The following is a 25,015-nucleotide window of genomic DNA, read 5'->3' on the forward strand; positions in this document are numbered from 1 at the left end:
TATAAAGAGATCCCGGAGGTCAACACCCGACAGCGCGATGCGCCCTCGGGTGCTTTTTGGCTTTGCGTCTTGTTTTTGGCAGCGAAAGCACCGACGTTTCGGAAACCCCGGAACGAAGAAGGAAGAAACGATGTTTGAAAACCTCCAGGACCGCCTTGGTTCCATTCTGAATGGACTGACCGGCCGTGGCGCGCTGACGGAAGCCGATGTTGCCGCCGCCCTGCGCGAGGTTCGCCGTGCGCTTTTGGAAGCGGACGTTGCACTGGAAGTCGTGCGTTCCTTCACCGACAGGGTGCGTGAAAAAGCTGTTGGTGCCGCCGTCCTGAAGTCGATCAAACCCGGCCAGATGGTCGTCAAGATCGTGCATGACGAGCTTGTCGAGATGCTCGGTACCGAAGGCGTCTCTATCGATCTCAATGCCCCCGCCCCCGTCGTCATCATGATGGTGGGTCTGCAGGGCTCGGGCAAGACCACCACCACCGGCAAGATCGCCAAGCGCCTGACCGACCGCGATAAGAAGAAGGTGCTGATGGCATCTCTCGACACGCGTCGTCCGGCCGCCCAGGAACAGCTTCGCCAGCTTGGTGTCCAGACGAGCATCGACACGCTGCCGATCATTGCCGGCCAATCGCCGACCGATATCGCCGCGCGTGCAGTGCAAGCAGCAAAACTCGGCGGCCACGACGTCGTCATTCTCGACACCGCCGGCCGTACCCATATCGACGAACCCTTGATGCTGGAAATGGCCGACATCAAGAAGAAGTCCAACCCGCATGAAATCCTGCTGGTCGCGGATTCGCTGACCGGTCAGGACGCCGTCAACCTGGCGCGCAACTTCGATGAGCGCGTCGGCATCACCGGCCTCGTGCTGACCCGTATGGATGGCGACGGACGCGGCGGTGCGGCTCTTTCCATGCGTGCCGTCACCGGCAAGCCGATCAAGCTGATCGGTATCGGCGAGCGCATGAACGAACTCGACGAGTTCCATCCGCGCCGTATCGCCGACCGTATTCTCGGCATGGGCGACATCGTCTCGCTGGTCGAAAAGGCCGCCGAAAACATCGATGCGGAAAAAGCCCGCGCCATGGCCGAGAAGATGGCCAAGGGCAAGTTCGACCTCAACGATCTCTCCGACCAGCTTGCCCAGATGAAGAAGATGGGCGGCATGGGCGGCATCATGGGGCTGATGCCCGGCATGGCCGGCATGAAGGACAAGATGGCTTCGGCCGGTCTGAACGACAAGATGTTCGACCGCCAGATCGCCATCATCTCTTCCATGACCAAGGCCGAACGCGCCAATCCAGACATTCTGAAGCACAGCCGCAAGAAGCGCATCGCCGCCGGTTCCGGCACGGACGCTGCTGAAATCAACAAGCTTTTGAAGATGCATCGCGGCATGGCCGACATGATGAAGGCCATGGGCGGCAAGGGCAAAGGCGGCATCATGAAGCAGATGATGGGCGGCCTTGCCGGCAAGATGGGCCTCGGTGGCCTTGGCGGCGGCATGCCTGATCTGTCGAACATCGATCCGAAGCAGCTCGAGGCGCTCCAGAAGCAGGCGGAAGCCGCCGGTCTCGGCAAGCCGGGCGCAATGCCCGGTCTTGGCGGTCTGCCGGGCGGATTGCCGGGTCTGGGTGGCGCCAAGCTGCCCGGTCTTGGCGGCATGCCGGGCCTGCCCGGCTTTCCGAAAAAGAAGTGAGGGGGACACCAGTGAACAATGCAGAGGTGAAAGCCCAGCTTTCCGAATACCGCCAGTCGATCGACAATATCGATGCCGCACTGGTTCACATTCTTGCCGAACGTTTCCGCTGTACCAAGGCGGTGGGCGTGCTGAAGGCAAAGTACAATTTGCCGCCGGCCGACCCGGCGCGCGAGGAATACCAGATCGAACGCCTTCGCCTCCTGGCGAAGGATGCCAATCTGGACCCGGATTTCGCCGAGAAGTTCCTGAACTTCATCATCAAGGAAGTCATCCGGCATCATGAAGCAATCGCCGCCGAACATGGCGGCACCGAAAAGACCGCCTGAACGGCGGACAAGCCATCCTAAGGAGTAAATAACATGGCACTGAAAATTCGTCTCGCACGCGGTGGTTCCAAGAAGCGCCCGTATTACCAGATCGTCGTTGCTGACGCCCGTTCGCCCCGCGACGGCCGTTTCCTCGAGAAGGTCGGTTCCTGGAACCCGATGCTCGGCAAGGACAACCCGCAGCGCGTTGAGCTGAAGGCTGATCTCATCAAGGAATGGATCGCCAAGGGCGCACAGCCGACCGACCGCGTTCTGCGCTTCCTCGCAGAGGCAGGTCTTGCCGAGCGCGCCGCTCGCAGCAACCCGGAAAAAGCAAAGCCGGGCAAGCGCGCTCTGGAACGCGTTGCAGAAAAGAAGCAGAAGGCTGAAGATGCAGCCGCTGCTGCTGCGGAAGCCTCTGCTGCAGAATAATCTGCACGGAATCTTTTGAAGAACGGGTGGTGTGGTTTTCCATGCCACCCGTTTTTTGTTTATTTTGGCGTCAACAAACCTTAAAGCTGACGCAACCAACACCAGAAGACGGACGGCCCGATGGCAAAGCTGGAAAACCCGGTACTCATGGCAAAGATCGGCGGCGCACAGGGCCTGCGGGGCGAAGTCCGTGTCAGCACCTATACGGCCGATCCGATGGCGCTTGGCGATTATGGCAATCTGGTTACCGCCGATGGCCGTGTTTTCGAAATTCTGGAAGTGCGCGAGGGCAAGAACGTCGTCGTCGTTCGTTTCAGGGGCATCAACGACCGCAATGCGGCGGAGAGCCTGAACGGTCTGGAACTGTTCATTGACCGTGACAATCTGCCTGACGACGAGCTTGACGATGACGAGTTTTATTATGCCGACCTCGAAGGGCTGGAAGCCGTCGATGCCGATGGCAAAAGTTATGGCGCCGTCAGCGCCGTCTATGATTTCGGCGCAGGTGATCTGCTGGAGCTGAAAGGTGCAGGCCGTCGCCCTGCCCTCATTCCCTTTTCGGAAGCAGCCGTGCTGGAAATCGACCTCGAAGCCGGTCGCATTCTCATCGATCCGATGGCCGCCGGCCTGATCGACAATCCTGACGACAAGGACGAAACCGGCGTATCGCCGTTCGGCAAGAAATAAAGTCATGACCTTCAAGGCTACCGTTCTGACGCTCTACCCGGAAATGTTTCCGGGGCATCTCGGATATTCGCTGGCGGGCAAGGCGCTGGAGCGGGGGCAATGGTCGCTGGACGCTGTGCAGATCCGCGAATTTGCCACCGACAGACACAGAAGCGTCGATGACACACCGGCAGGCGGTGGCGCCGGCATGGTGCTAAAGCCCGATGTTCTGGCTGCGGCCATCGACCATGTTTCGGATGGCGACACACGGCCGCGGCTGCTGATGAGCCCACGTGGCAAACCGCTGTCGCAAAACCGTGTGCGTGAACTGGCGGCCGGAGAAGGCGCGATCATCGTCTGCGGCCGTTTCGAAGGCGTCGACCAGCGGGTGATCGAGGCACGCGGGCTGGAGGAAGTGTCGATCGGCGATTACATCCTCTCCGGCGGCGAGCCGGCGGCGCTGACGCTTCTTGATGCCGTCGTCCGCATCCTGCCGGGCGTCATGGGCAACGATCTTTCCGGCGTGCATGAAAGCTTCGAGGGCGGACTGCTGGAACATCCGCACTATACCCGCCCGCAGGTCTGGGAAGGCCGCGATATTCCGGCCGTCCTCACCTCCGGCAACCACGCCGTCATCGACAGGTGGCGTCATGAACAGGCTTTGAAGCTGACGCAGGAAAGACGTCCGGACCTTCTGGAAAAGGCTCAGGCCGAGACGAAATAATAGGCGGTCAGCACCAGCCCGACGGCGATCACCAGCCAGCGGATGATCCATTGCGGCACCCGCCGTGCCGTATGCACGCCCACATAGCCGCCAAGTGCGGCCGCGGGGAACATGATGAGCGCCGCCCACCAGGAAACGACGCCACCGCTGACGAAGATTGTGATTGCGATGACGGCGATCACGACTGACAAGAGGTTCTTCAGCGCATTCAGATGATGATAGCTGCCGCCCGAGGTTATTCCCAGGATGGCCAGCATCATGATGCCCATGCCGGCGCCGAAAAACCCGCCATAGACGGAAGCGAGACCCTGAAAGACGAGGCTCGGCAGATTTCCGGGCGAACGTTCGGCGCTCGCCTTCGGCCGCAGCCACGGGCCGGCAGCGAAAACGGCGGTGGCAGCAAGAAGCAGCCATGGCACGAGCTGACGGAAGGAAGGATTGTCGAGCGATAAAAGCAGCAGCGATCCGGCCAGCCCGCCGACGACTGAAACGCCCGACAAAAGGATCGCCTCGCGCCAATGGGCGCGGATTTCCGGCCCATAGGCGATCACGGAGGTGATGTAGCCCGGAAACTGCACGATGGCTGACGTGGCGTTGGCGACGATGGGTGGCAGACCGGCCAGCGTCATCGCCCCGAAGGTCAGGAAGGTGCCGCCACCGGCAATCGCATTGACGACACCCGACAGAAAACCGGTGGCGAACAGCATGAGAATAATGAATATGGACATGGCCCCTCCCAAGGTTCCCATGCCATATCCGCCAGCGCGCCGCTTCGCAACTGCCGGAACGCGGCGCGTAATTGATAAAATATTGTCATGAAAGGGATGACAAACGGCGCATCCTCGTGTATGTGCCCGCGTGGAAATGGGAAATATCCCAACCGAAAGCAAAGAATGGCGAACCCGCTCCTGCCGAAAGGCATGGTCTGAAGGCATTGACCGACAGACGAACCGTTGAGCGCTCTGGCTGTTTCAGAAGAAATCAGAGGTTAACATGACCAACATCATTCAGCAGCTGGAAGCCGAACAGGCCGCCAAGATCGAAGCAAAGCGCACCCTGCCCGAGTTTTCTCCGGGCGACACCCTGCGCGTCAACGTGCGCGTTACCGAAGGTAACCGTACCCGCGTTCAGGCTTACGAAGGCGTTTGCATCGCCCGCTCCGGCGGCGGTCTTTCCGAGAGCTTCACCGTTCGCAAGATTTCCTACGGCGAAGGCGTCGAGCGCGTATTCCCGATCTACTCCCCGCTGGTCGAAGGCGTTGAAGTCGTTCGCCGCGGTAAGGTTCGCCGCGCGAAGCTCTACTACCTGCGCGACCGTCGCGGCAAGGCTGCCCGTATCGTTGAGAACACCGGTACGCGCGCCCGCAAGCTAAACGAGTCCGAGCGTCAGGCGCTTGCCGACGAAAAGGCACGTCTGGAAGCCGAAAAGGTAGCAGCAGCACAGGCTCTCGCCGCCGAGAAGGCAGCAGCCGAAGCCGCAGAAGCCAAGGCAGCGGAAGAAGCAGCAAAGGCTGCTGAAACCGCAGCGGAATAAGATTTCCATTTCGATGGATTGATCAAAAGGCGGTCTTCGGGCCGCCTTTTTTGTTGCGACGATATAACATAGCAAGGCACGCATGCGGCTTGAAAGCCGCGTTTGGCGAGCATTGGCTGGCCGGAGAATACCGAAGCTCTTTCAGTCATTTCCTTTGCGGAAAGATGCGGCAGATTTCGACCGGCAACAAATGCCTGCCTGATTTCTTGCTCGAGTCTTTTAAACCATCCTCGAACAGCATTGCCTAAATGCATTTATTGTGCGATTTTCTTGCTGTTTCAGGTGTTATTATGTTTTTATTTAATTCTTTTTTAACAAAAAATAAGTCCGCTTTTTTCGCCGTTGGTCTCGCCAGCGCGTTGATGAACATTCTTAATCTTTCCGGCTCGCTTTTCATGCTGGAAGTTTACGACCGCATTTTGCCAAGCAAGAGCATTCCATCCCTTGTGGCACTGGTCGTTCTCCTGATCGTTCTCTACGCGTTCCTGATGGGGTTCGACGCGCTGCGAGGCCGCATATTGGCGCGCATTTCGGACAATATGGACGACGCGCTCAATCAGAAGCTTTTCAGGGCGTCGATCAGTGCGCCGCTCCTTGCCTCGGGAAAGGTCGATGGGCTGCAGATCGTCGGCGATCTCGATCAGATCCGCCAGTTCCTCTCAGGACCGGGACCGGCGGCCTTTTTCGACATTCCCTGGCTACCCATCTATCTGCTGATCTGTTTTGCCCTGCATCCGTGGATCGGGTTCGCTGTGCTCGGCGGAGCTGTAGTTCTCATCGTGCTGACGCTCCTTACGAACTGGCTGACCGAAAGGGCGACAAAGCAGGCTTATACCACGCGAGGCCAAAGAAACGTCCTCGTCGGCAGCAGCCAGCGCAACATCGAATCCATCAAGACCATGGGCATGATGGGGGCGGTGACATCCATGTGGGACGAGCTACATTCCAGATATCGCGCCGTCACCCTGTCGACATCCGATACGGCCGGCATGCTCGGCGCCATGTCGCGAACCTTCCGCCTGTTGCTGCAATCCGGCGTCATGGCCATCGGCGCCGTGCTTGTCATCGACGGCGATGCATCGGCGGGCAGCATCATCGCAGGCTCGATCCTCTCGGCAAAGGCGCTCGGCCCTGTCGAACATGCGATTGCAAACTGGCGCAGCTTCATGACCGCAAGACAGGGCTGGAAACGCGTCAACGAGTTCCTGGAGCTGGTGCCTGAACCCTCACCACCGCTCTCTCTGCCTCGCCCGCAATTTACCGTCGCGGTTGACCGTGTAACCGGCGGGCCGCCCAATGGCGCACGCGATACGGTCGCCGATATTTCCTTCACGCTGAACGCAGGCGATGGTCTCGGCATCATTGGCCCAAGCGCCTCCGGCAAATCCACGCTGGCACGCTTGCTGACCGGCATCTGGCCCTATGAACGTGGTTCCGTCCGCTTCGATGGGGCCGCGCTCAACCAGTGGGATTTCGAGTTTCTCGGCAAATCCATCGGTTACATGCCCCAGCAGGTGGAGCTGATGCCGGGGACCGTGGCGCAGAATATCTCACGCTTCGACCGCGATGCGACAGCGGAAGCGATTGTCGCCGCAGCCAAGGCCGCGCAGGTGCATGAGCTGATCCTCAACCTGCCCAACGGTTACGATACCTATATTGGTGATCGGGGCGAGGCTTTATCGGGCGGGCAGAAACAGCGCATCGGCCTTGCCCGCGCACTGTTTGGCGAACCCTTCTTCGTTCTTCTCGATGAGCCGAACTCCAATCTGGACAGCCAAGGCGAAGCGGCCCTGCGCAATGCCATTGGCGACATCAGGGCGCGTGGCGGCATTGTCGTCGTCATTGCCCATCGCCCCAGCGCCATCGAAAGCGTCAATCTGGTGATGGTGATGAGCAACGGCCGAATGCTTCGCTTTGGCACCAAGGAAGAGGTGCTCGCGCAAATCCTGCGGCAGAATATCCGCCAGGTGCCTGAGGAGAAAGAAACGCGCAAGATTGAAAACCGGGTGAGCGAAAATGGTTGAGGCGGAAAAACCCGGCATGACGAATGCCTCCATTCTCAGGCACTCGACCGCAGTGACCGTTCTCGCCCTTGGCCTTCTCGTCGGATTGGGCGGCTGGGCAGCTTTTGCAAAGCTTGCCGGCGCGGTGGTAGCCACGGGCCGGGTTGTCGTTGAAGGCAACTCCAAGAAAATCCAGCATCTTTCGGGCGGCATCGTCAGCGAGATCAATGTCGCCGAAGGCGACAGGATCGAGGCCGGTCAGGTCCTGTTGCGGCTGAGCGCCACCGTCGTGCAGGCGAACCTCTCTATCGTCGAAAATACGCTTGCGCAGCTTTATTCGCGTCGGGCTCGTCTGCGTGCGGAAATTGCCGAGGCGCCGTCTTTCACCGTGCAGGAAGATCTGGCGGCATTGACAAGTCCCAAGGCGGCCAAGACCTTTATCGACAGCGAACAGAACCTTTTCAGCAGCCGTCGCAACGCCTTGATCGGCATGAAAAAGCAGCTGGGAACACGCAAGGACCAGCTCGCCGACGAGGCACGTGGCCTCGAGGTGCAGGTGAAGGCGACGGACAACGAACTAGCCATTGTGAAGGAAGATGTTTCCAAAACGGACGAGCTCTTCAAAAAAGGGCTTGTCACGCTTCAGCGCCTCAATCTCCTCAAGCGCCAGCTTTCCAATCTCGAAGGCCAGCAGGGCCAGTATATTGCCGCTCGTGCGCAGACGGTGGGCAAGCTGAGCGAGCTGGATCTGCAATTGCTCCAGCTCGATGAAGACCGGAAATCGGAAGTCACGAAAGATCTGACATCGATCGAAGCGACCGTCGCGGAATATGAAGAGCGACTGGCGGCAACGCGCGACCAGCTGGATCGCCTCGACATCCGCTCGCCGATTGCCGGTCGCATCTACCAGCTCTCGGTGCACAATATAAACGGCGTCATTCAACCGGGTGAAGTACTGATGCTGGTGGTGCCGGAGCAGGAAGAGCTTGCCATCGAGGCCAATATAACCCCGCGAGACATCGATCAGATTTACGTCGGGCAGCCGGTAACCATTCGTTTCACGGCATTCAATCAAAGCACGACGCCGGATTTGGGCGCGCAAGTTGCTGTCGTCGCCCCCGATCTGCAGACAGATTCCCGAACTGGCACATCTTATTACGCGCTGCGCATCAAACCCGACAAGGCCGGAATGGGTCATCTGCCCGGCGGGAAATTATATCCCGGCATGCCGGCCGAAGTATTCATACAAACCAGCGAAAGGAGTGTTCTTTCTTATTTTGTGAAGCCGTTCCAGGACAGGCTCAAAAAGACCTTCGTGCAGGAATAAACAATTTCCATTGCATAATTTTGCGAAAGGATTTCCGCAACACGTTAAAGACGCACTTTATTCAAAAAAACAATTTCTTATATTGTATTATCATTTTTTACGTATTAAATATCACCCGCAATATTTATTATAAATTTAATTTCAATTCATCGATTTCTCAAAAATTTATGGGAGTGTAAAAATGGCGTTAAAAGTAACTTTTGGTAATGGTGGCGCTGCTTCGGTCTCTTCGCTCACCAACCTGGTCGATCAGGAAGCTTATAAGCTCCTCACCGAATCCACAGCACAGGTCAAAAACGGTTCTTCGCTCGACTCCGGCGTGGTCAATGTCGGCGCGGTATCGGTTCCCGGCACCGGCGCGGGCGGCACGGTCGATGTGGGCTATGACCCCAGCTCGAACGGCTTCAAATTTGACGTGTCGTCGGCATGGAATTCGGTAAAGAACGCTCTCGCCCAGTCCGACACTTCTGAAAACCTTATCTTCAAGGATTTCGTTCAAGTCGACGTTCATCTCGGCGGCACCGGTTCGTCCACCGTGGAAGTTCTCAATGCCAAGCGTGGCAACATCTCGACCGGTGCAGGCAACGACACGGTCACTGTCTCTGTCGTATCGAACGACAAGGCTTGGGTAAACGCCTTCAACATCGACACGGGCGCCGGCAACGACACCATCGTGGTCAAGGCGGGCACGGCGTTCGACGGCGGCGTTGCTGCCGGTACCAACGTCGTGAACGGTGGCGCTGGCGTCACCGACGGCAGCTTCACCTCCGTCAAGATCGATGCCGGTGCAGGTAACGACTCTATCGACCTGAGCGGCGTGAACCTCGCTTCATCGCTCGTCACTGGCGGCAAGGGCATCGACCACATCAAGGCAAGCGGTGGCGCCGATACCTTCGTCTTCAATCTCGGCGACATGGCCAAGAGCTCCGCCACCGACAGCATCGAAGGCTTCAACGCCTCCATGGACAAGCTGAAACTGGTTGGTACCACCATCGACAACTGGGCGGTGAGGATAGACGATAGCGACACCATCCTCACCTACAATGTCACTGGCGAGCACAAGGGCGAAAAGATCGTTGTCGCCGGTGTTCACCTGACCGGTAGCGACTGGTTCACCGCGTAATTCTCTCGAAGAGAATTCATTATTTGCCGCTTAAAATGATCGTGGCCCGGAAACATCCGGGCCACGATTTTTTTCATATGCGACCGCCGACACTCGTGGCAGCCGTCGCTATTTTCCAAAGTCAGGCAGGCTTGGCCTGAGTGCCCATTCTACGCGTTGCGACGATGACCAGCACCCCGGCAAGCGCCAGGCAGAAGGCAAGGAAGAACATCGGCGCAGTGGTGCTGCCGGTCTGATCCTTGATCCAGGGCACCACATTCTGCGCCACGAAGCCACCCAGATTACCGACGGAATTGATCGCGGCGATGCCGGCGGCCGCACCTGCTCCCTTGAGGAAGCGGCCCGGCAGGCTCCAGAATACCGGCTGGCCGGCAAAGATGCCTGCAGCGGCGATGCAGAGGAAGGCGAACTGCAAGACCGGATCGCTCAGCAATGCCGACATCAACAGGCAAAAGGCGCCGATGAAGGCAGGACCGACGATATAGGGCGTCTTGTTCTTTGCCTTGTCGGCGGCCAAGGGTACGACGAACAGGGCGATGGCCACGATCACCCAGGGGATGATGTTGATGAAGCCATTGGCGGTATTGGAAACGCCGAAGCTCTTCACGATGGTTGGAAGCCAGTAGCTGAGACCATAGGCCGCCAGCGGAAAGCCGACATAGCAGATCGCCATGAACAGAACGCGCGGATTGACCAGCGCCTTGAAGCCGTCCTCCGCATGCTCTTCCATGCCCTTGTTTTCTTCGGCCAGCCGGTTCTTCAACCAGTTTTTCTCATCCTGCGTCAGAAACTTCGCCTTTTCCGGGGTGTCGTCGAGATAAAAGAAGGTGACGATGCCGGCGATGACGGCCGGGATACCCGTGGCGAGGAATACCCATTCCCATCCGGCATAACCGAGGAAACCATCCAGATCGAGCAGCATGCCGCCGAGCGGCGCACCGATGGCATTGGCAAGCGCGCTGAAAATCATGAACAGGCCGATCATGCGGCCGCGATAATCGCGCGGGAACCAGAGCGTCATCAGGAACAATACACCGGGGAAGAAACCCGCTTCGCAAAGCCCGAGCAGGAAGCGCAGGATGTAAAACATCGTGGCGTTCTGCGTATAGGCAAGCGCGATAGTGACGGCACCCCAGGAAACCAGAATGCGGGCAAACCATTTGCTGGCGCCGAAACGGTTTAGGAACAGATTGCTCGGGACTTCGAAGATGAAGTAACCGATGAAGAACAGCGAAGCGCCAAGACCGTAGGCATATTCGCTGAGGCTCAGCGCATCCACCATCTGCAGCTTGGCATAGCTGACATTCTGGCGGTCGATATAGGCGATGAGATAGAGAAGGCCAAGAAACGGCATCAGCCGCCAGGTGATCTTCGAGATAAGGGCTTTTTCGGATACCATATGCTTTTCCCTCCCTTCGATTTCTCGTCGAAATGCAAATGATAAGGGAACCCATCTATATGTGCATCGCAAAATACGCAAGTTGCATTGCATCATAACCATTGGAGCACCCCGGCAGGACAGGCCCGTTACGGGCCTTCAGCCATAATGCAGTGCATATAGAAAATGCCGAGCCGTCGCGTTCCGTGCTATGCGCATTGATATTGCCGTAAAACCGGCGATCTGCTATGAAGGCTGCCATGGGATCTAAATTCGGATGTCTCGCGCAGAATGTTTATGTGCTGCAGGACCACAAGCGTCTGCCGGCACGGTTCTTTGCGCGTGTTTCCGGGGCGCTCACCAGCCGACTTAGGCTCGCCTGACAGCACCGCTGTCCACGCCTTTCTGAACCCTGATTACCCTTTTCCATGACAAGGCATAGAGCCATGAGCGCACCCCGCACCTTATATGACAAGATCTGGGACGACCACGTCGTCAATCGTGACCCGGACGGAACCTGTCTTCTCTACATCGACCGTCACCTCGTCCATGAGGTGACGAGCCCGCAGGCCTTCGAAGGCCTGCGCATGGCCGGTCGCCCTGTGCACTCGCCTGCCCGCACGCTGGCCGTCGTCGACCATAACGTTCCGACCACGGCCGACCGGCTGGAAGGCATCAAGAACGAGGAAAGCCGCATTCAGGTGGAAGCGCTTGCACAGAACGCCAAGGATTTCGGCGTCGAATATTATTCCGAGCGCGACAAGCGCCAGGGAATCGTTCACATCGTCGGCCCCGAACAGGGCTTCACCCTGCCGGGCATGACGATCGTGTGCGGTGACAGCCACACCTCGACCCACGGCGCCTTTGGCGCACTGGCGCATGGCATCGGCACCTCGGAAGTTGAGCACGTTCTGGCGACCCAGACGCTGATCCAGAAGAAAGCCAAGAACATGCTGGTGCGTGTCGACGGCAAAATTCCTGATGGCGTTACCGCCAAGGATATCATCCTCGCCATTATCGGCGAGATCGGCACAGCTGGCGGCACCGGCCACGTCATCGAATTTGCCGGCGAGGCGATCCGTTCGCTCTCCATGGAAGGCCGCATGACGGTCTGCAACATGACCATCGAGGGCGGAGCCCGCGCAGGTCTTATCGCACCGGACGAAACCACCTTCGATTACATCAAGGACAAGCCGCGCTCGCCGAAGGGCGAAACGCTGGAACAGGCTATCGCCTATTGGAAAACGCTGAAATCCGACGAAGGCGCCCATTACGACAAGGTCGTGGTGCTGGATGCGGCCAACCTGCCGCCGATCGTCTCCTGGGGCTCGTCTCCGGAAGACGTGACTTCCGTTGAAGGCATTGTTCCCAATCCCGATGACATCGAGGAAGAAAACAAGCGCGCTTCCAAGTGGCGTGCGCTTGACTACATGGGCCTGAAGCCCGGCACGCGCATCACCGATATCGCCATCGACCGTGTCTTCATCGGCTCCTGCACTAACGGCCGCATCGAGGATTTGCGCGCGGCGGCGAAGATCGTCGACGGCCGTAAAGTCGCTCCCACCGTTTCGGCCATGATCGTGCCTGGCTCCGGTCTCGTGAAGGAACAGGCGGAAAAGGAAGGTCTGGACAAGATTTTCCTCGACGCCGGTTTCGAATGGCGCGAGCCGGGCTGCTCCATGTGCCTTGCAATGAATGACGACCGCCTGAAACCCGGCGAACGCTGCGCCTCCACCTCGAACCGCAATTTCGAGGGCCGTCAGGGCTATAAGAGCCGCACCCACCTCGTCTCCCCCGCCATGGCGGCGGCGGCGGCGATCGCCGGTCATTTCGTCGACGTGCGTGAGTGGCAATAAGCTCCTGAGGCCATCGTTGCAGAAAAGCCACCCGTCCCCCGCAGGGGGCGGGTGGTTTTTATTATAGCCCCTGCAAACGCCGCTGCGGCTGCGTGCCGTGCAGAAACACGGCAAAAGTATCCCAGGGTGGCGTGATGGAGAGCTGGCTCAAAATACGCGCGACCTCGCCCCTGTGAATGCCCGCATGCAGAACCATATGTGAGATCATCTCAGCGCGGGACATGTAACCCTTGTCCCCATCCGTGAAGGTGAAGGCGACGAATTCGCCAAGCGATGCCGGCGATGTTTTCTCGAGATAATCGAGATACCAGCCATCGAGAGCGGCGACATCCTTCGCAAGATCATCCAGCTGCGGCGTTGCCTCGGTATTATCCGAGAGAAAGCCATGTGCCGTTCCCGTGAGGTGACCCGAAAAAATCCTCGCGACGACGTAATAGTGATTGATCAGCCGGATTGCCGTGTGCCGTTCGGATGCATTTTGGACGGAATCGAGGTGTTTCAGCTTCTCGAACAAGTCCCTGTTCGCCCATTGGTGATAGCCGAGCAGGCTCCTGAGCAGATCCCTCATCAGAATATCCTTTACATCTGAAAAATGTGAGCACTATGTTTATATTTTTGCCATGGAGGATGCCTTGTCTACTCGCATTGCAAAGCGGAAGACCGAGATGCGCAAGGAGCCGCGTCAGGAGCGTTCCCGCGCCACGGTCGATGCCGTCATTCACGCGGCGGCTCGCATTTTGAGCGATCATGGCTGGGCGGGTTTTACCACGAACAGGGTCGCCGAAACGGCCGGCGTCAGCATCGGCTCGCTCTATCAATATTTCCCGGACAAGATTTCAATCGTGGAAGCGGTGCGCCATCGTCACCTCGAGGACTGTCTCTCCGTCATGAAGAGCGTCTCGCAAAAGCGGCAATCGCTTGCGAAATTCGTGGAAGAGCTCGTGACCGGCATGATCGGGGTCCACAGCATCCATCCCGGTCTTCACAAGGTCCTTCTGGACGATGCGCCCAGCCACGAAGGGACGAACGATCCCAACAGCGTTTTCGAACAGGAATATCTCGGTCTCTACGCTGCAGCGCTCGCGGCACATATGACGGCCGGCACAAAGGGCGAAAGCAGAACCGCGGCGCTGATCGTATCCGATGCCATTGACGGCATCATTCACAATGCCGCCCGCCGCGGAGAGTTGCAGTCGCCCAAAGTCAGACGGGAAATGATTGCACTCGTTCACGCCTACCTGTCTCAGGCAACCGGTGAATGAGAGGCTGTCAGCTCATTCCGAAATGATCTTCACCCGCTGGCCCGGCTGAATGGTGGCCGTGGCGCTCATGGCATTGATCATGCGGAACATGTCGAGCTTCCGGTCGGTTCCCATCATCCGCGCCGCCATCGTCGCCACGGTTTCACCGGGCTTCACCGTCACCACCCGTACCCTGAGCGGTTTCAGCGAGGCGATTTCCTGCGGCGTCATCTTGCGGAAGCTGGTGCGCAATGTATTGGCGATGGAATCGAGCTGCGTATTGCCCTTCGGCACGGCGGTCAGGAAACGGAATATCTGCTGGCCGACACGAATGACGGTCACGTCGAAGTCCCATTTATCCGCACTTGCCCGGGCTGTCGCGGCCTCCAGACCATTGATCTGGGTTTCCTTGACTGTTTCCGGCAACAGGCCGGCAACCCAACCGCTGGTCAGGTAATTGGCAAGGCTCGTCTGTTTCGGATCGGCAACGCCGTCGAAACGAATGGCCATATCGCCCGGTCCCGTCGCCAGAACGGCCTCGACCTTGTTGTCGATGACGAAACCTTCCGGCACATCGAAACGAATGCCGAGCGTTCCGTGCAGGAACGTCTGGCCGCGGACATAACCTTCCTGCGGGCTATCGCCATAGAGCAGGCCGTCTATGCCATCCAGAAACCAGTCGCGACCGCGATCCCCGACCTGACCGTCCTGACCGAAGGCGCGGGCATGACGGCGCGCAAGCTCGATGCGCTGCGGCGTGTTGGGGTGGCTGGAAAGGAAGTCGAGGCTCTGGTCGTTTTCGGGATCAGCCGAAGAAAACCGCGCATAGGCCGCCATGGAATCCAGAAAACGTGGCGAGGCAAAGGGGTCGTAACCGGCCTCGCCCAGCATCCGCACGCCGATCACATCCGCCTGCAATTCCTGCTGGCGCGAAAAGGCCGCAAGCCGCAGCTTGCCGCGCGCAAGCGCCTGCTTGCCGGCAAGATCGCTCGACAGCACTTCGGCAACCACGCGGCTGGCAATCACCTCCGCCTCTTCGCGGCGCTGGCGCTCGATGCCGTGATTGGCGGTGACATGGCCCATCTCATGCGAAAGCACGGCGGCCACTTCCGAAGCATCGTTGGCAAGCGCCAGAAGGCCGCGCGTCACGTAAAGATATCCGCCCGGCAGCGCAAAGGCGTTGATGGCCGGCGAGTTGAGGATAGTGATGCGGTAAGACTGTTGCGGATTTTCCGAAACGGCGGTCAGAGCGCCGGCGATACGGGCGACAAGCCGTTCCGTCTTGGCGTCACGATATTCACCGCCATAACTCGCCACGATGCGCGGATGCTCGCGCGCGCCCATCTGGGCGCGGGGATCATTCTTCTGCACCTCTTCCACGGTCTGCGGATTATCCGACGGGCGCAGGGTGGACTGGTAGGCCGGGCTGAAGAGAGACTGGCACGACGACAGGAACACCGCAGACGCGGTCAGCACGGAACAGGCTGCAGCCATCCTGCCCGAACGGCGAAGGCCTGAACGGGAGAAGAGCCTCCACTGTGCAGTCATGCTATTTCTCATTCTCTATGCCTGCCCCTAACGTTCCTGATCATCCGTTAATTGCAGACCAGAATAACAGATTCGCCCCAACGGGCGATGAATGCCGAAACGGTAAAAACGATCCATCAAGTCCGGATTATTCCTGAAGAACGCAATAATTCCCATCTTTTCTCGGGCAACAACTTGAAACTGGCAAGTGCAAATTAGCGCCATTGAAGTCATCTAAAGCGATTGCCAGCGGCACACGTCGAAAATAAGGCGATCACCCGTTCAGAAAACTGTCCACCGCCTTCACATTTTGTGTGGCGAAGAAATCTGCGGTCGAGCCGACATAGACAACCCGGCCGCGATCAAGAAAGACCACCTGCTGCGCCAGCTTCTTTATGTCTTCGGGATGGTGGGTGACAATAATCACCGTGTTTTTTGTTTCTCCATGCAAGTCGAGAAGCAGGGAGGTCATACCCGCTCGCAGTCCCGGATCGAGTGCGGCAAAGGGCTCATCGAGCAGCATGACCGGTTTTTTCCTGACCAGCGCACGCGCCAGCGCCGCTCTCTGCCTTTCTCCGCCGGAAAGCGTGCCCGGCAAACGTTTGTCGAAACCCGCCAGACCGACACGTGCAAGCGCCATCTCAATCCGTTCCCGGTCTTCCACCCGCAATTTCAGCCCGGGGCTGACACCGAGAGCGACATTGGTGAAGATATCGAGATGCGCAAACAGATTATTATCCTGAAAGATCGATGAGACCGGTCTTTCCGAAGGATCGAGCGCCGTCACGTCCTGCCCGCCGATCATTACGCGGCCGGAATCCGGTTCCTCGAAACCGGCGACGAGATTGAGAAGCGTAGATTTTCCCGAGCCGGATGCACCGACAACGGCGGTTATCTGCCCCTTAGGGAACGAACAATCAAGTTCGAAATCTTGTGTTCCAAGCCGCAGCCTGACCTTGTCCAGTTCAACGGCAAAATCATCGACTGTCATATGCTCGCCCTTGCTGATTGGGATTGCCGTGAAACGCCGCCTGCGGCAAGCAGCAGGCAGACGATGCCGAGAAGGAAGGCGTACCCGGCGGCATCATTGGTGCGATAGCTGCCCATATTGCTATAGACCAGCCACGGCAGGGTGACGAAATTTTCCGAGCCGAACAGGGCAACCGCGCCTAAATCGCCGAGCGACAGGGCCATGGCGAAGGAAAACGCCATAGCCAGCGGCCGCCACAGAACCGGCAGATCGGCAAACCGCAGCCGCGTGAGGCCCTGAAGCCCGAGACTGGCGGAAAGCCGGCCGGTGCGTAAAAAATGACTGGTGAAGGCCGGCTCCAGCACCCGCATGGCAAGCGGCAAAGCCATCAGCATATTGATAAGCGCCACGAGAACGGGAGCATAGAAGCTGACATCACCGAAAACCCGCAATAACAGGAACCACCCGCTTCCCAACACGACAGGCGGCATCAAGAGCACCAACGAAGACCCCGCCCCAAGCATGGCGGAGAGCAAGCGCAGAGGCTGCCCCACCTGCCGTCTAGAGCCTACAGCCTGGCGCGCGCCGATGATCGCCATGCAGCAGAACACGACAAGGGCTGCGGAAAGCGCGGCGATTGCAAGGCTGGTCGCAGCCGCGCGTAGAAAAATCGGCGCGGACAGAAGACGCGGCAGATCGGCACTCAAACCCGAGACTGCTATGGCGACAAGCGGCAGGCCGATCAGCAGAACAGCGAAGACAATTGCCGCCCCATCCCACAAACGGGCGCCGATACTCTTGCCGTCGAAACGGCGAAGGGAACAACCAAGCGAAGGGATTTCCGCTTCGGGCGACGGCAAAAAGGCGAGAAGGCCGAGCAGAATTGCGGTGAGGGCAATCTGCAAAACCGAAAGCGTAATCGCCCGCTGCGGATCAAAATCGAACCGCAGCGCCTGATAGATCGCCACCTCCAGTGTCGTGGCTGCCGGCCCGCCGCCTAAAAGAAGCACGAGCGTGAAGCTGGTGGCGCACAACATGAAGATAAGCCCGGCGATACCGGGAACGAGACGCGCGACCGCCGGCCATTCGATAAAACGGAAAACCGAGACCGGCCCCATGCCGAGGCTTGCTGCCATGCGCCAATATTCGCCCGGAATACGTTCAAGCCCGGCCAGCATCAGCCGGACCGAAAGCGGCAGATTGAAAAACACATGGGCGATGAGGATGCCGGAAAGGCCGTAAATGCTGAAAGGTTCATCCGCACCGGCAAAAACGAGGGCCGTATTCAAAACACCCTGCCTGCCCCAGATGGTGACGATGCCGAAGGCGCCAACGATGACAGGCAGACCCATCGGCACCGCCATCAGCCTGATGATCCAGATCCTTCCCGGAAACTCGCGTTGCCGGGAAAGCGCCAGCGCCACCGGCAGGCCAAGAACAATGGAAAGAAGGGTGGAAAGCGTTGCCTGATAAAGCGTGAAACGCAGGATGCGCAGCGTATAGGCATCCATGATACCGGCAGCAGACGCGCCCGCATCAAAAGACAGGAGGGCCGCAACGGCGAGCGCCATGAACAGGAAAACGGCGGCAAAAGCCGCCGTTCCGAAAATGATCGACCGCCGATAGTCGCGACGCAGCATCATGTGCGGGCGTGCCTCTTCCTCAATTCATGCTCATGGCCACAAGCCATTCGTCGATCCACGCCTTGCGGTTCTTCGCCACCTCTTCCGGATCCATCAGGAAAGTCTTCTGCGGCACCACGAGTTTGGAAAAAGCCTCCGGCAAGGGATTGGACGTTGCCGCAACCGGCATCATCCAGTTGTTTTCCGGAATGGCATCCTGAAAACCTGATGTCAGCGTGAAAGCGAGGAACTGCTTTGCCAGCTCCTTGTGCGGCGCGTTTTTGAGAAGGCCGGACACTTCGATCTGGATATAGTGCCCTTCGGAAAAAGCTGCGGCCTGATAATGATCCGTTTTTTCGGCGACCATATGATAGGCGGGCGAGGTGGTGTAGGAGAGCACCATCGGCACCTCCCCCTTGGTGAAAAGGCCGTAGGATTCCGACCAGCCCGGCGTGACGGTGAGAATGCGCTTCCTGAGCTTTGCCCATGCTTCCGGGGCCTTGTCACCGTAGACCGATTTTACCCACAACAGCAGGCCGAGCCCCGGCGTGGAGGTGCGCGGGTCCTGAATGGCGATCTTCTGCGAGGGGTCGCCTTCCACCAGCTCTTTCAGGCTCGCCGGTGGGTTCTTCACCGTCTGCGTGTCATAGATGACGGCAAAATGCCCGTAGTCGTAAGGCACGAAAACATCGTCCCTGTAACCGCCCGGCACCTTGGCCGCCGACGCATCGACGCCGCTAACATCAAAAAGACCGGTCTGTTTCGCCTCGGCAACAAGATTGGTGTCGAGACCAACGACCACATCCGCCCTGGACCCTGCGCCTTCAAGCTTCAGACGGTTAAGAAGCGCCACACCATCCGCAACACCGACGAAATTGACCGTGCAACCGCAGACCTTCTCGAAGGCTTCTTTTACCTTGGGACCGGGACCCCATTCGGAAACGAAGCTCTCATAGGTATAGACTGTCAGTTCTTGCTTGTCCTGCGCGGCGGCAAGACCGGGCAGGAACAGCGAAGCGGCAACAAGGGAATTCAGGAAAAGACGACGGCGCACGGGTATCTCCTCAAAACAAAAAGGGAAATAGCCGCCTGCCTTGAAGCCGTCTAATCCCTCCGCCGGTATGAACCGGATCAGGTTCTTCGGGTTGGCAAGCCTCTCAGCCTTTTGCACGCAAGCGCAAAAGACACCCCGTTAGATCAAGATGATGGTGTAGTCCCGTCGTCCCTGCTTGGCAAGATGGCAGCCGTCAGCCCTGCTCTGTCATATGCACCAGCTCCCAGACGTGCCCGTCGGGATCCTGAAAGCTGCCGGCATACATGAAGCCGTGATCCTGCACGGGTTTCCAATCACTGCCACCGGAGGCAAGCGCCGTTGCGATCATCCGGTCGATTTCGTCGCGGCTTCCCGCCGTGAGACAGGTCAGAACCTCGGTGGTGCGCGTCGCATCGGCGATGTCGCCGTTGATGAAATCGCGGAAACGCCCTTCCTGAAGAAGCATCACGAAGATGTTTTCTTCCACGATCATGCAGAGCGTGCGGTCGTCAGAATATTCCGGATTGAAGCTGAAACCGAGAGCCGTGAAGAAGCTTCTTGATTTCTCGATATTCTTGACCGGCAGATTGACGAAAATCATGCGCATTTTCACAACTCCTCCAAACGAACCAGCATAGAACGGCAATTCCGCTTTTCTGTCAAAGACCGAAGGAGGGTCGATCAAACGAGGGGCCTGCGGCCTTCAGCCTTCCAGTTCCTCGCGCAGCATCTCCAGCTCCAGCCATTCTTCTTCCATGGTCTCGAGCTTTTCACGCAGCTTCGTCATTTCCTTCGCCAGCGTGTTGAAAGTGGCCGGATCCTTGGTGAAGAGATTAGGATCAGCCATGCGCTCCTCGCGCTTGGCGATTTCGCCTTGCGCCTTTTCCATCTCCTTCGGAAGATTTTCGAGCGCGAATTTCTGCTTGAAGGAAAGCTTGCCCTTGGCCTTTGAAGGATCCTGCGATGCAGAGGCCGAAGGTGCGGCCTTCGCTTTTTCCTGTTTCTCAGCCTTGCGTTTTTCTTCCGCCGCGCCCTTGCGCTGCGCCATCATGTCCGAATAGCCACCGGCATATTCGATCCATCGTCCGTCCGGTTCATCCGGATTGACGGGCGCGATGGTGGAGGTGACGGTGCGGTCGAGAAAATCGCGGTCGTGGCTGACGAGGATAACGGTGCCGGAAAAGCCCGCAACGATTTCCTGCAGCAGATCGAGCGTTTCGATATCGAGATCGTTGGTCGGCTCGTCGAGGATCAGAAGATTGGTCGGCCGCGCCAGAATGCGTGCTAGAATAAGGCGCGCGCGCTCGCCGCCGGAAAGGTTGCGGATCGGCGTGCGGGCCTGTTCCGGCTGGAACAGAAAGTCTTTCATATAGCCCGTCACATGCTTCAATTCGCCGTTGACCAGCAGATTTTCACCGCGACCATCGGTCAGATAATGCGCGAGCGTATCGTTGGGATTGAGATCCTCGCGTTTCTGGTCGAGCGTCGCGATTTCCAGATTGGTGCCGAGCTTCACCGTGCCGCTATCGGGCTCCAGCTGGCCGGTGAGCATCTTCAGAAGCGTGGTTTTACCGGCACCGTTCGGGCCGACGAAACCGATGCAATCTCCACGATGGACGCGCAGCGAAAACGGCGCGACGATCACGCGCTCGCCATAAGCCTTGGTGATGGCCTCCGCCTCGATGACCAGCTTGCCGGATTCACGCCCTTCGGTAACGGTCGCCTGCACCGTGCCCTGCGGTCCCTTATGGCCGCGATATTCCGCCCGCATGGCCTGAAGCTCGCCGACGCGGCGCATGTTGCGCTTGCGCCTTGCGGTCACGCCATAACGCATCCAGTGCTCTTCACGCTCGATGGCCTTGCCTAGCTTGTGCTGTTCCAGTTCTTCCTCTTCCAGCACCTTGTCGCGCCATTCCTCGAAATGGGCGAAACCGCGATTGAGACGCCGGGACTGGCCACGATCCAGCCAGACGGTCGAGGTCGAGACCTTTTCGAGAAAACGCCTGTCATGCGAAATCAGCACCAGCGCGCTGCGCGTCTGCTGCAGCTCGCTTTCAAGCCATTCGATGGTGGGCAGATCGAGATGGTTGGTCGGTTCGTCCAGCATCAGGATATCGGGTTCCGGCGCCATGACGCGGGCAAGGGCCGCACGTCGCGCTTCACCGCCGGAAAGGCTCGCCGGATGTTCCTGCCCGGTGAGACCGAGATGCTCCAGAAGATAGGTGACGCGATAGGGGTCGTCACCGGGTCCGAGCCCCGCTTCGGCATAGGCCTGAACCGTGTCGTAACCGGCAAAATCCGGGGCCTGCTCCAGATAACGGATGGTGGCGGCCGGATGCCGGAAAACCTCGCCCGATTGCGCCTCGACCAGACCCGCGGCGATCTTCATCAGGGTGGACTTGCCGGAACCGTTGCGCCCAACAAGGCAGATGCGGTCGCCCGGTTCTACCTGTAGATTGGCGCCGTCGAGCAGGGGGGTCACGCCGAAGGTCAGCTTGATGTCATCGAGTTTCAAAATTGGGGGTGCCAAGGCGTCAGGCTCCGGTCAGATCATAAGGGCGGGCGAGCACGATGGCTTTTCCGCTTTTCAGCGAGAAATGCACGGGGCCGCCATTCGCGACATTGGAAATAGTACGGGACGAACCGAAAGCAAGCGCGAAATCCTTCAACGGATAACGCACATTGCCGATATCGAGCCCCTCAAGGGCGGTAAATCCGGCAACCGAAAACAGCGAGGCGGGCGGTAAATCGACATCCAGCGAACCGGCAAGCAGCGGCCGCGCCTCTTCTTCACCGGAGGTCAGCGTAACGTCGATACCACGTTCGGCGAGTGCGACCGCGTAAAGGAGGTGCTGAAGCGCATGGTCGCTTCTCGCGCCTCCAAGGGCACCGACAAGCACCAGCGAATGCGCTCCACGGGAGAGAGCTTCCGATACCGCGATTTCGCCATCCGTCACCGCCTTTGCGGCCGGGTATGGCTGCCGCGCTACATCGGGCCAGGCCTCCAGCAACTCTTTGCTGGCGGAATCGAAATCCCCGACCCACAATTCCGGCGCAAGGCCAAGCGGTCCGGCATGGCGCATGCCGCCGTCGGCCGCAATCACACGGCTATCCGCGACCGCCTCTTTGAGACGATCGGTCACCGTAACATCGCCGCCAAGCAGAATGGTGAAGCGCTCTTTATCCATGCCCTGCCTTATCGCACCTCGGCCAAAAATGGAAAGCGGAAACCCGATGAAATCGGCCTATATTGATTTTCGCCGGCTTCGGGATTATGAAACGCCTCAGTGGTGATTTGCCGACCGGCTTGCAGCCACTTTAAAGAAGTCGCTAAAGGGTCGAGGAAAAAGGCAATTTCCTGGGACCGGCCGCGATTTCGCTGCCGGTTTTTTTGTTTTCGCAACGTTCTTTACGTGATCCGGAAAAGAGAGTTCGACATGCCGATCAAGATTCCCGATACGCTTCCCGCTTTTGAGACCCTCGTTCATGAGGGCGTGCGGGTCATGACCGAAACGGCGGCCATCCGGCAGGATATCCGCCCGCTCCAGATCGGGCTTCTCAACCTCATGCCGAACAAGATCAAGACGGAAATCCAGATGGCGCGCCTCGTCGGCGCCTCGCCGCTGCAGGTGGAGCTGTCGCTGGTGCGGATCGGCGGCCATAGAGCCAAGAACACGCCGGAAGAACATCTTCTGTCCTTTTACGAGACGTGGGAAGAAGTGCGCCACCGCAAGTTTGACGGTTTCATCATTACCGGCGCACCCGTGGAGACGCTGGCCTATGAAGACGTGACCTACTGGAACGAAATGCAGAAGATTTTCGAATGGACGCAGACCAACGTTCATTCGACGCTGAATGTCTGCTGGGGCGCGATGGCCGCCATCTATCATTTCCACGGCGTGCCGAAACACGAGTTGAAGGAAAAGGCGTTCGGGGTCTATCGTCACCGCAATCTCTGCCCCTCATCGATCTATCTGAACGGCTTTTCGGACGATTTCCAGGTTCCCGTCTCGCGCTGGACGGAAGTACGCCGCGCCGATATCGAAAAACATCCGAAACTCGAAATCCTGATGGAATCCGAGGAAATGGGCGTTTGTCTGGTGCATGAGAAAGAGGGTAACCGGCTCTATATGTTCAACCATGTCGAATATGATTCGACATCGCTTTCGGACGAATATTTCCGTGACGCGAATGCCGGCGTGCCCATCAAGCTGCCGCATGATTATTTTCCGCACAACGACCCGGAGCTCGCCCCGCTCAACCGCTGGCGCAGCCATGCCCATCTGTTTTTCGGAAACTGGATCAACGAGATATACCAGACGACACCCTATGATCTCGAAGCCATCGGGCAACTGGCCGCGTAAAGCGCGTCGCGTTTTATCGAACGGCATGCGACGCGCTTTCGTTTTTGTTTTAAGCATGTCTTTGTCCCAAAACCGCGGCGCACTTTTGGGAGACATGCTTTGAATTGCGGGATTGCGAATTGCCGGAAAATGACGCAACGTCCGCCCGGCAATTCGCAACACCAGGGAGAATGACGAGATGAGCGACGCGGCGGCGCGGGAGAATTTCGGTTTCACGGCGACCGGCGAAAAAGTCGAACGCGTCACCATCTCGAAAGGCGGGCTGACGGCCAAGGTCATCACCTGGGGCGCGGTCATTCAGGATCTGCGCCTAGAGGGTCACCAGCCGCCGCTCGTTCTCGGCTTCGACAGGTTCGAGGACTACAAATATTCCTCCTATTTCGGCGCCACCCCCGGCCGCAACGCCAACCGCATCGGCGACGGCCGGTTCTCGATCGATGGGCACGAATACCAGCTGGAGCTCAATGAAAAGGGTGTAACCCACCTGCATGGCGGCAGCGACGGCATGGGCAAGCGCAACTGGATGCTGATGGAACATGGCGAAAGCCATGCGGTTCTGCAGATCATCGATCCCGACGGTCGCGCCGGTTATCCCGGCAATTGCACGGTCACGGCCACCTATACGATCCTCGACGGCGGCGTGCTTTCGGTGGTCTATGAAACGGTGACCGACAAGCCGACCATCGCCAATGTCTGCCAGCATTCCTATTTCAATCTCGATGGCGCAGACACCGCGCTTGGGCATGAGATCAGCATCGCGGCTGATTTTTACCTGCCCACCAATGACAAGCAGATACCGACGGGCGAGATCCGCTCCGTCGAAGGCACCGTCTTCGACCTGCGCCACCCGACACCGATGCGGCGCAAGGAGAATGGCGAGCAGGTTCTCTACGACCATAATTTCTGCCTGTCGCCCGAGCGCCGCGCAAAACGCAAGGTCGCCCGCGCCTATTCGCCGGCATCCGATATCGCCCTTGAGGTTCACACCACCGAACCTGGTGTGCAGTTTTATTCGGCCTTCAAACTGGACGTTCCCGTTCCGGGCCTTGATGGCCGTCACTACGGCCCCTTTGCCGGTTTCTGCCTGGAAACGCAGATTTGGCCGGACGCCGTCAACCACCCGGATTTCCCGCACGCCATCCTGCGGCCGGGTGAAACCCTGCGTCAGGAAACCGACTATATTTTCAAGAAAGGCTGACGCGGCGCGCC

23 protein-coding genes and 2 riboswitches are annotated in these 25,015 nt (G+C 58.5%); of the genes, 13 read left to right on the forward strand and 10 right to left on the reverse strand.

Annotated features, from left to right (window positions below; all coding sequences use genetic code 11):
* The first annotated feature begins 130 nt into the window (after positions 1 to 130).
* The 5 genes from ffh to trmD all read left to right on the forward strand — a co-directional run bounded on the left by ffh (position 131) and on the right by trmD (position 3,829).
* A complete protein-coding gene (ffh, locus tag ACQZ5G_RS18570) occupies positions 131 to 1,699 on the forward strand; it encodes a signal recognition particle protein (protein WP_003520512.1) in 1,569 nt (522 codons plus the stop codon).
* 11 nt (positions 1,700 to 1,710) lie between these two features.
* The gene (locus tag ACQZ5G_RS18575; protein ID WP_448737980.1) at positions 1,711 to 2,028 is read left to right on the forward strand and encodes a chorismate mutase; all 318 of its coding nucleotides are present in this window, start codon (positions 1,711 to 1,713) and stop codon (positions 2,026 to 2,028) included.
* Between the two features lie 33 nt (positions 2,029 to 2,061).
* Positions 2,062 to 2,439 carry a 30S ribosomal protein S16 gene (gene rpsP, locus ACQZ5G_RS18580; RefSeq protein WP_035221728.1) on the forward strand — a complete coding sequence of 126 codons (378 nt, stop codon included), beginning with the start codon at positions 2,062 to 2,064 and terminating at the stop codon, positions 2,437 to 2,439.
* Positions 2,440 to 2,559: 120 nt separating this feature from the next.
* Positions 2,560 to 3,126, forward strand: coding sequence for a ribosome maturation factor RimM (gene rimM, locus ACQZ5G_RS18585; protein WP_003520509.1), 567 nt, complete (start codon positions 2,560 to 2,562; stop codon positions 3,124 to 3,126).
* Between the two features lie 4 nt (positions 3,127 to 3,130).
* Complete coding sequence (gene trmD, locus ACQZ5G_RS18590) at positions 3,131 to 3,829, forward strand: tRNA (guanosine(37)-N1)-methyltransferase TrmD (RefSeq protein WP_448737981.1); 699 nt, start codon at positions 3,131 to 3,133, stop codon at positions 3,827 to 3,829.
* On the opposite strand, the gene ACQZ5G_RS18595 is transcribed toward trmD, so the two are convergent.
* On the reverse strand, positions 3,811 to 4,557 hold the full coding sequence (locus ACQZ5G_RS18595) for a sulfite exporter TauE/SafE family protein (RefSeq protein ID WP_059759849.1): 747 nt from the start codon (positions 4,555 to 4,557) through the stop codon (positions 3,811 to 3,813). The genes trmD and ACQZ5G_RS18595 overlap by 19 nt on opposite strands.
* Before the next feature lie 265 nt (positions 4,558 to 4,822).
* Here ACQZ5G_RS18595 and rplS point away from each other — a divergent pair, with 265 nt between their 5' ends.
* From rplS to ACQZ5G_RS18615, 4 genes are all read left to right on the forward strand, one after another.
* A complete protein-coding gene (gene rplS / locus ACQZ5G_RS18600) occupies positions 4,823 to 5,362 on the forward strand; it encodes a 50S ribosomal protein L19 (RefSeq protein ID WP_003520506.1) in 540 nt (179 codons plus the stop codon).
* A 290-nt stretch (positions 5,363 to 5,652) separates the two neighbouring features.
* Positions 5,653 to 7,386 (forward strand): type I secretion system permease/ATPase, encoded by a 1,734-nt coding sequence (locus ACQZ5G_RS18605; protein WP_448737982.1) that lies wholly within the window; start codon positions 5,653 to 5,655, stop codon positions 7,384 to 7,386.
* Complete coding sequence (locus tag ACQZ5G_RS18610) at positions 7,379 to 8,692, forward strand: HlyD family type I secretion periplasmic adaptor subunit (RefSeq protein ID WP_448737983.1); 1,314 nt, start codon at positions 7,379 to 7,381, stop codon at positions 8,690 to 8,692. Before ACQZ5G_RS18605 ends, ACQZ5G_RS18610 begins: the two co-directional genes overlap by 8 nt.
* Before the next feature lie 181 nt (positions 8,693 to 8,873).
* Positions 8,874 to 9,815, forward strand: coding sequence for a rhizobiocin (locus tag ACQZ5G_RS18615; protein ID WP_448737984.1), 942 nt, complete (start codon positions 8,874 to 8,876; stop codon positions 9,813 to 9,815).
* A gap of 121 nt (positions 9,816 to 9,936) precedes the next feature.
* Here the strand turns inward: ACQZ5G_RS18615 and ACQZ5G_RS18620 are convergent, their stop codons facing one another.
* On the reverse strand, positions 9,937 to 11,214 hold the full coding sequence (locus ACQZ5G_RS18620; protein WP_448737985.1) for an MFS transporter: 1,278 nt from the start codon (positions 11,212 to 11,214) through the stop codon (positions 9,937 to 9,939).
* A 425-nt stretch (positions 11,215 to 11,639) separates the two neighbouring features.
* On the opposite strand from ACQZ5G_RS18620, the gene leuC reads away from it, so the two are divergent.
* Positions 11,640 to 13,049: a 3-isopropylmalate dehydratase large subunit gene (gene leuC / locus ACQZ5G_RS18625; RefSeq protein ID WP_080856860.1), complete on the forward strand. Its 1,410-nt coding sequence runs from the start codon at positions 11,640 to 11,642 to the stop codon at positions 13,047 to 13,049.
* A gap of 61 nt (positions 13,050 to 13,110) precedes the next feature.
* Here leuC and ACQZ5G_RS18630 read toward each other — a convergent pair whose 3' ends face one another.
* Complete coding sequence (locus ACQZ5G_RS18630; RefSeq protein ID WP_448737986.1) at positions 13,111 to 13,617, reverse strand: DinB family protein; 507 nt, start codon at positions 13,615 to 13,617, stop codon at positions 13,111 to 13,113.
* A 97-nt stretch (positions 13,618 to 13,714) separates the two neighbouring features.
* Here ACQZ5G_RS18630 and ACQZ5G_RS18635 point away from each other — a divergent pair, with 97 nt between their 5' ends.
* Positions 13,715 to 14,311: a TetR family transcriptional regulator gene (locus tag ACQZ5G_RS18635; RefSeq protein WP_448738078.1), complete on the forward strand. Its 597-nt coding sequence runs from the start codon at positions 13,715 to 13,717 to the stop codon at positions 14,309 to 14,311.
* A 12-nt stretch (positions 14,312 to 14,323) separates the two neighbouring features.
* On the opposite strand, the gene ACQZ5G_RS18640 is transcribed toward ACQZ5G_RS18635, so the two are convergent.
* The 7 genes from ACQZ5G_RS18640 to ACQZ5G_RS18670 form a co-directional block, all read right to left on the reverse strand.
* On the reverse strand, positions 14,324 to 15,784 hold the full coding sequence (locus ACQZ5G_RS18640; RefSeq protein WP_020010815.1) for a M48 family metalloprotease: 1,461 nt from the start codon (positions 15,782 to 15,784) through the stop codon (positions 14,324 to 14,326).
* A 307-nt stretch (positions 15,785 to 16,091) separates the two neighbouring features.
* Positions 16,092 to 16,808: a thiamine ABC transporter ATP-binding protein gene (gene thiQ / locus ACQZ5G_RS18645; protein WP_448737987.1), complete on the reverse strand. Its 717-nt coding sequence runs from the start codon at positions 16,806 to 16,808 to the stop codon at positions 16,092 to 16,094.
* On the reverse strand, positions 16,805 to 18,430 hold the full coding sequence (gene thiP / locus ACQZ5G_RS18650; RefSeq protein WP_448737988.1) for a thiamine/thiamine pyrophosphate ABC transporter permease ThiP: 1,626 nt from the start codon (positions 18,428 to 18,430) through the stop codon (positions 16,805 to 16,807). Before thiP ends, thiQ begins: the two co-directional genes overlap by 4 nt.
* 19 nt (positions 18,431 to 18,449) lie before the next feature.
* The gene (gene thiB, locus ACQZ5G_RS18655) at positions 18,450 to 19,463 is read right to left on the reverse strand and encodes a thiamine ABC transporter substrate binding subunit (protein ID WP_448737989.1); all 1,014 of its coding nucleotides are present in this window, start codon (positions 19,461 to 19,463) and stop codon (positions 18,450 to 18,452) included.
* Between the two features lie 37 nt (positions 19,464 to 19,500).
* A riboswitch (TPP riboswitch) is annotated at positions 19,501 to 19,611 on the reverse strand.
* Positions 19,612 to 19,656: 45 nt separating this feature from the next.
* Positions 19,657 to 20,049 carry a VOC family protein gene (locus ACQZ5G_RS18660; protein ID WP_003505120.1) on the reverse strand — a complete coding sequence of 131 codons (393 nt, stop codon included), beginning with the start codon at positions 20,047 to 20,049 and terminating at the stop codon, positions 19,657 to 19,659.
* A 96-nt stretch (positions 20,050 to 20,145) separates the two neighbouring features.
* Complete coding sequence (locus ACQZ5G_RS18665) at positions 20,146 to 21,972, reverse strand: ABC-F family ATP-binding cassette domain-containing protein (RefSeq protein ID WP_448737990.1); 1,827 nt, start codon at positions 21,970 to 21,972, stop codon at positions 20,146 to 20,148.
* 4 nt (positions 21,973 to 21,976) lie between these two features.
* Positions 21,977 to 22,630 carry a thiamine diphosphokinase gene (locus ACQZ5G_RS18670; protein WP_448737991.1) on the reverse strand — a complete coding sequence of 218 codons (654 nt, stop codon included), beginning with the start codon at positions 22,628 to 22,630 and terminating at the stop codon, positions 21,977 to 21,979.
* A gap of 89 nt (positions 22,631 to 22,719) precedes the next feature.
* Positions 22,720 to 22,796: riboswitch (SAM riboswitch) on the forward strand.
* Positions 22,797 to 22,879: 83 nt separating this feature from the next.
* On the opposite strand from ACQZ5G_RS18670, the gene metA reads away from it, so the two are divergent.
* Both metA and ACQZ5G_RS18680 read left to right on the forward strand, forming a co-directional pair.
* Entirely contained in the window at positions 22,880 to 23,806 is a 927-nt protein-coding gene (gene metA / locus ACQZ5G_RS18675) for a homoserine O-acetyltransferase MetA (protein WP_448737992.1), read from the forward strand.
* Positions 23,807 to 23,984: 178 nt separating this feature from the next.
* Positions 23,985 to 25,004: an aldose epimerase family protein gene (locus tag ACQZ5G_RS18680; protein ID WP_035262185.1), complete on the forward strand. Its 1,020-nt coding sequence runs from the start codon at positions 23,985 to 23,987 to the stop codon at positions 25,002 to 25,004.
* The last annotated feature ends 11 nt before the right edge of the window (positions 25,005 to 25,015 follow it).

This window comes from Agrobacterium sp. 22-214-1, assembly GCF_053522465.1.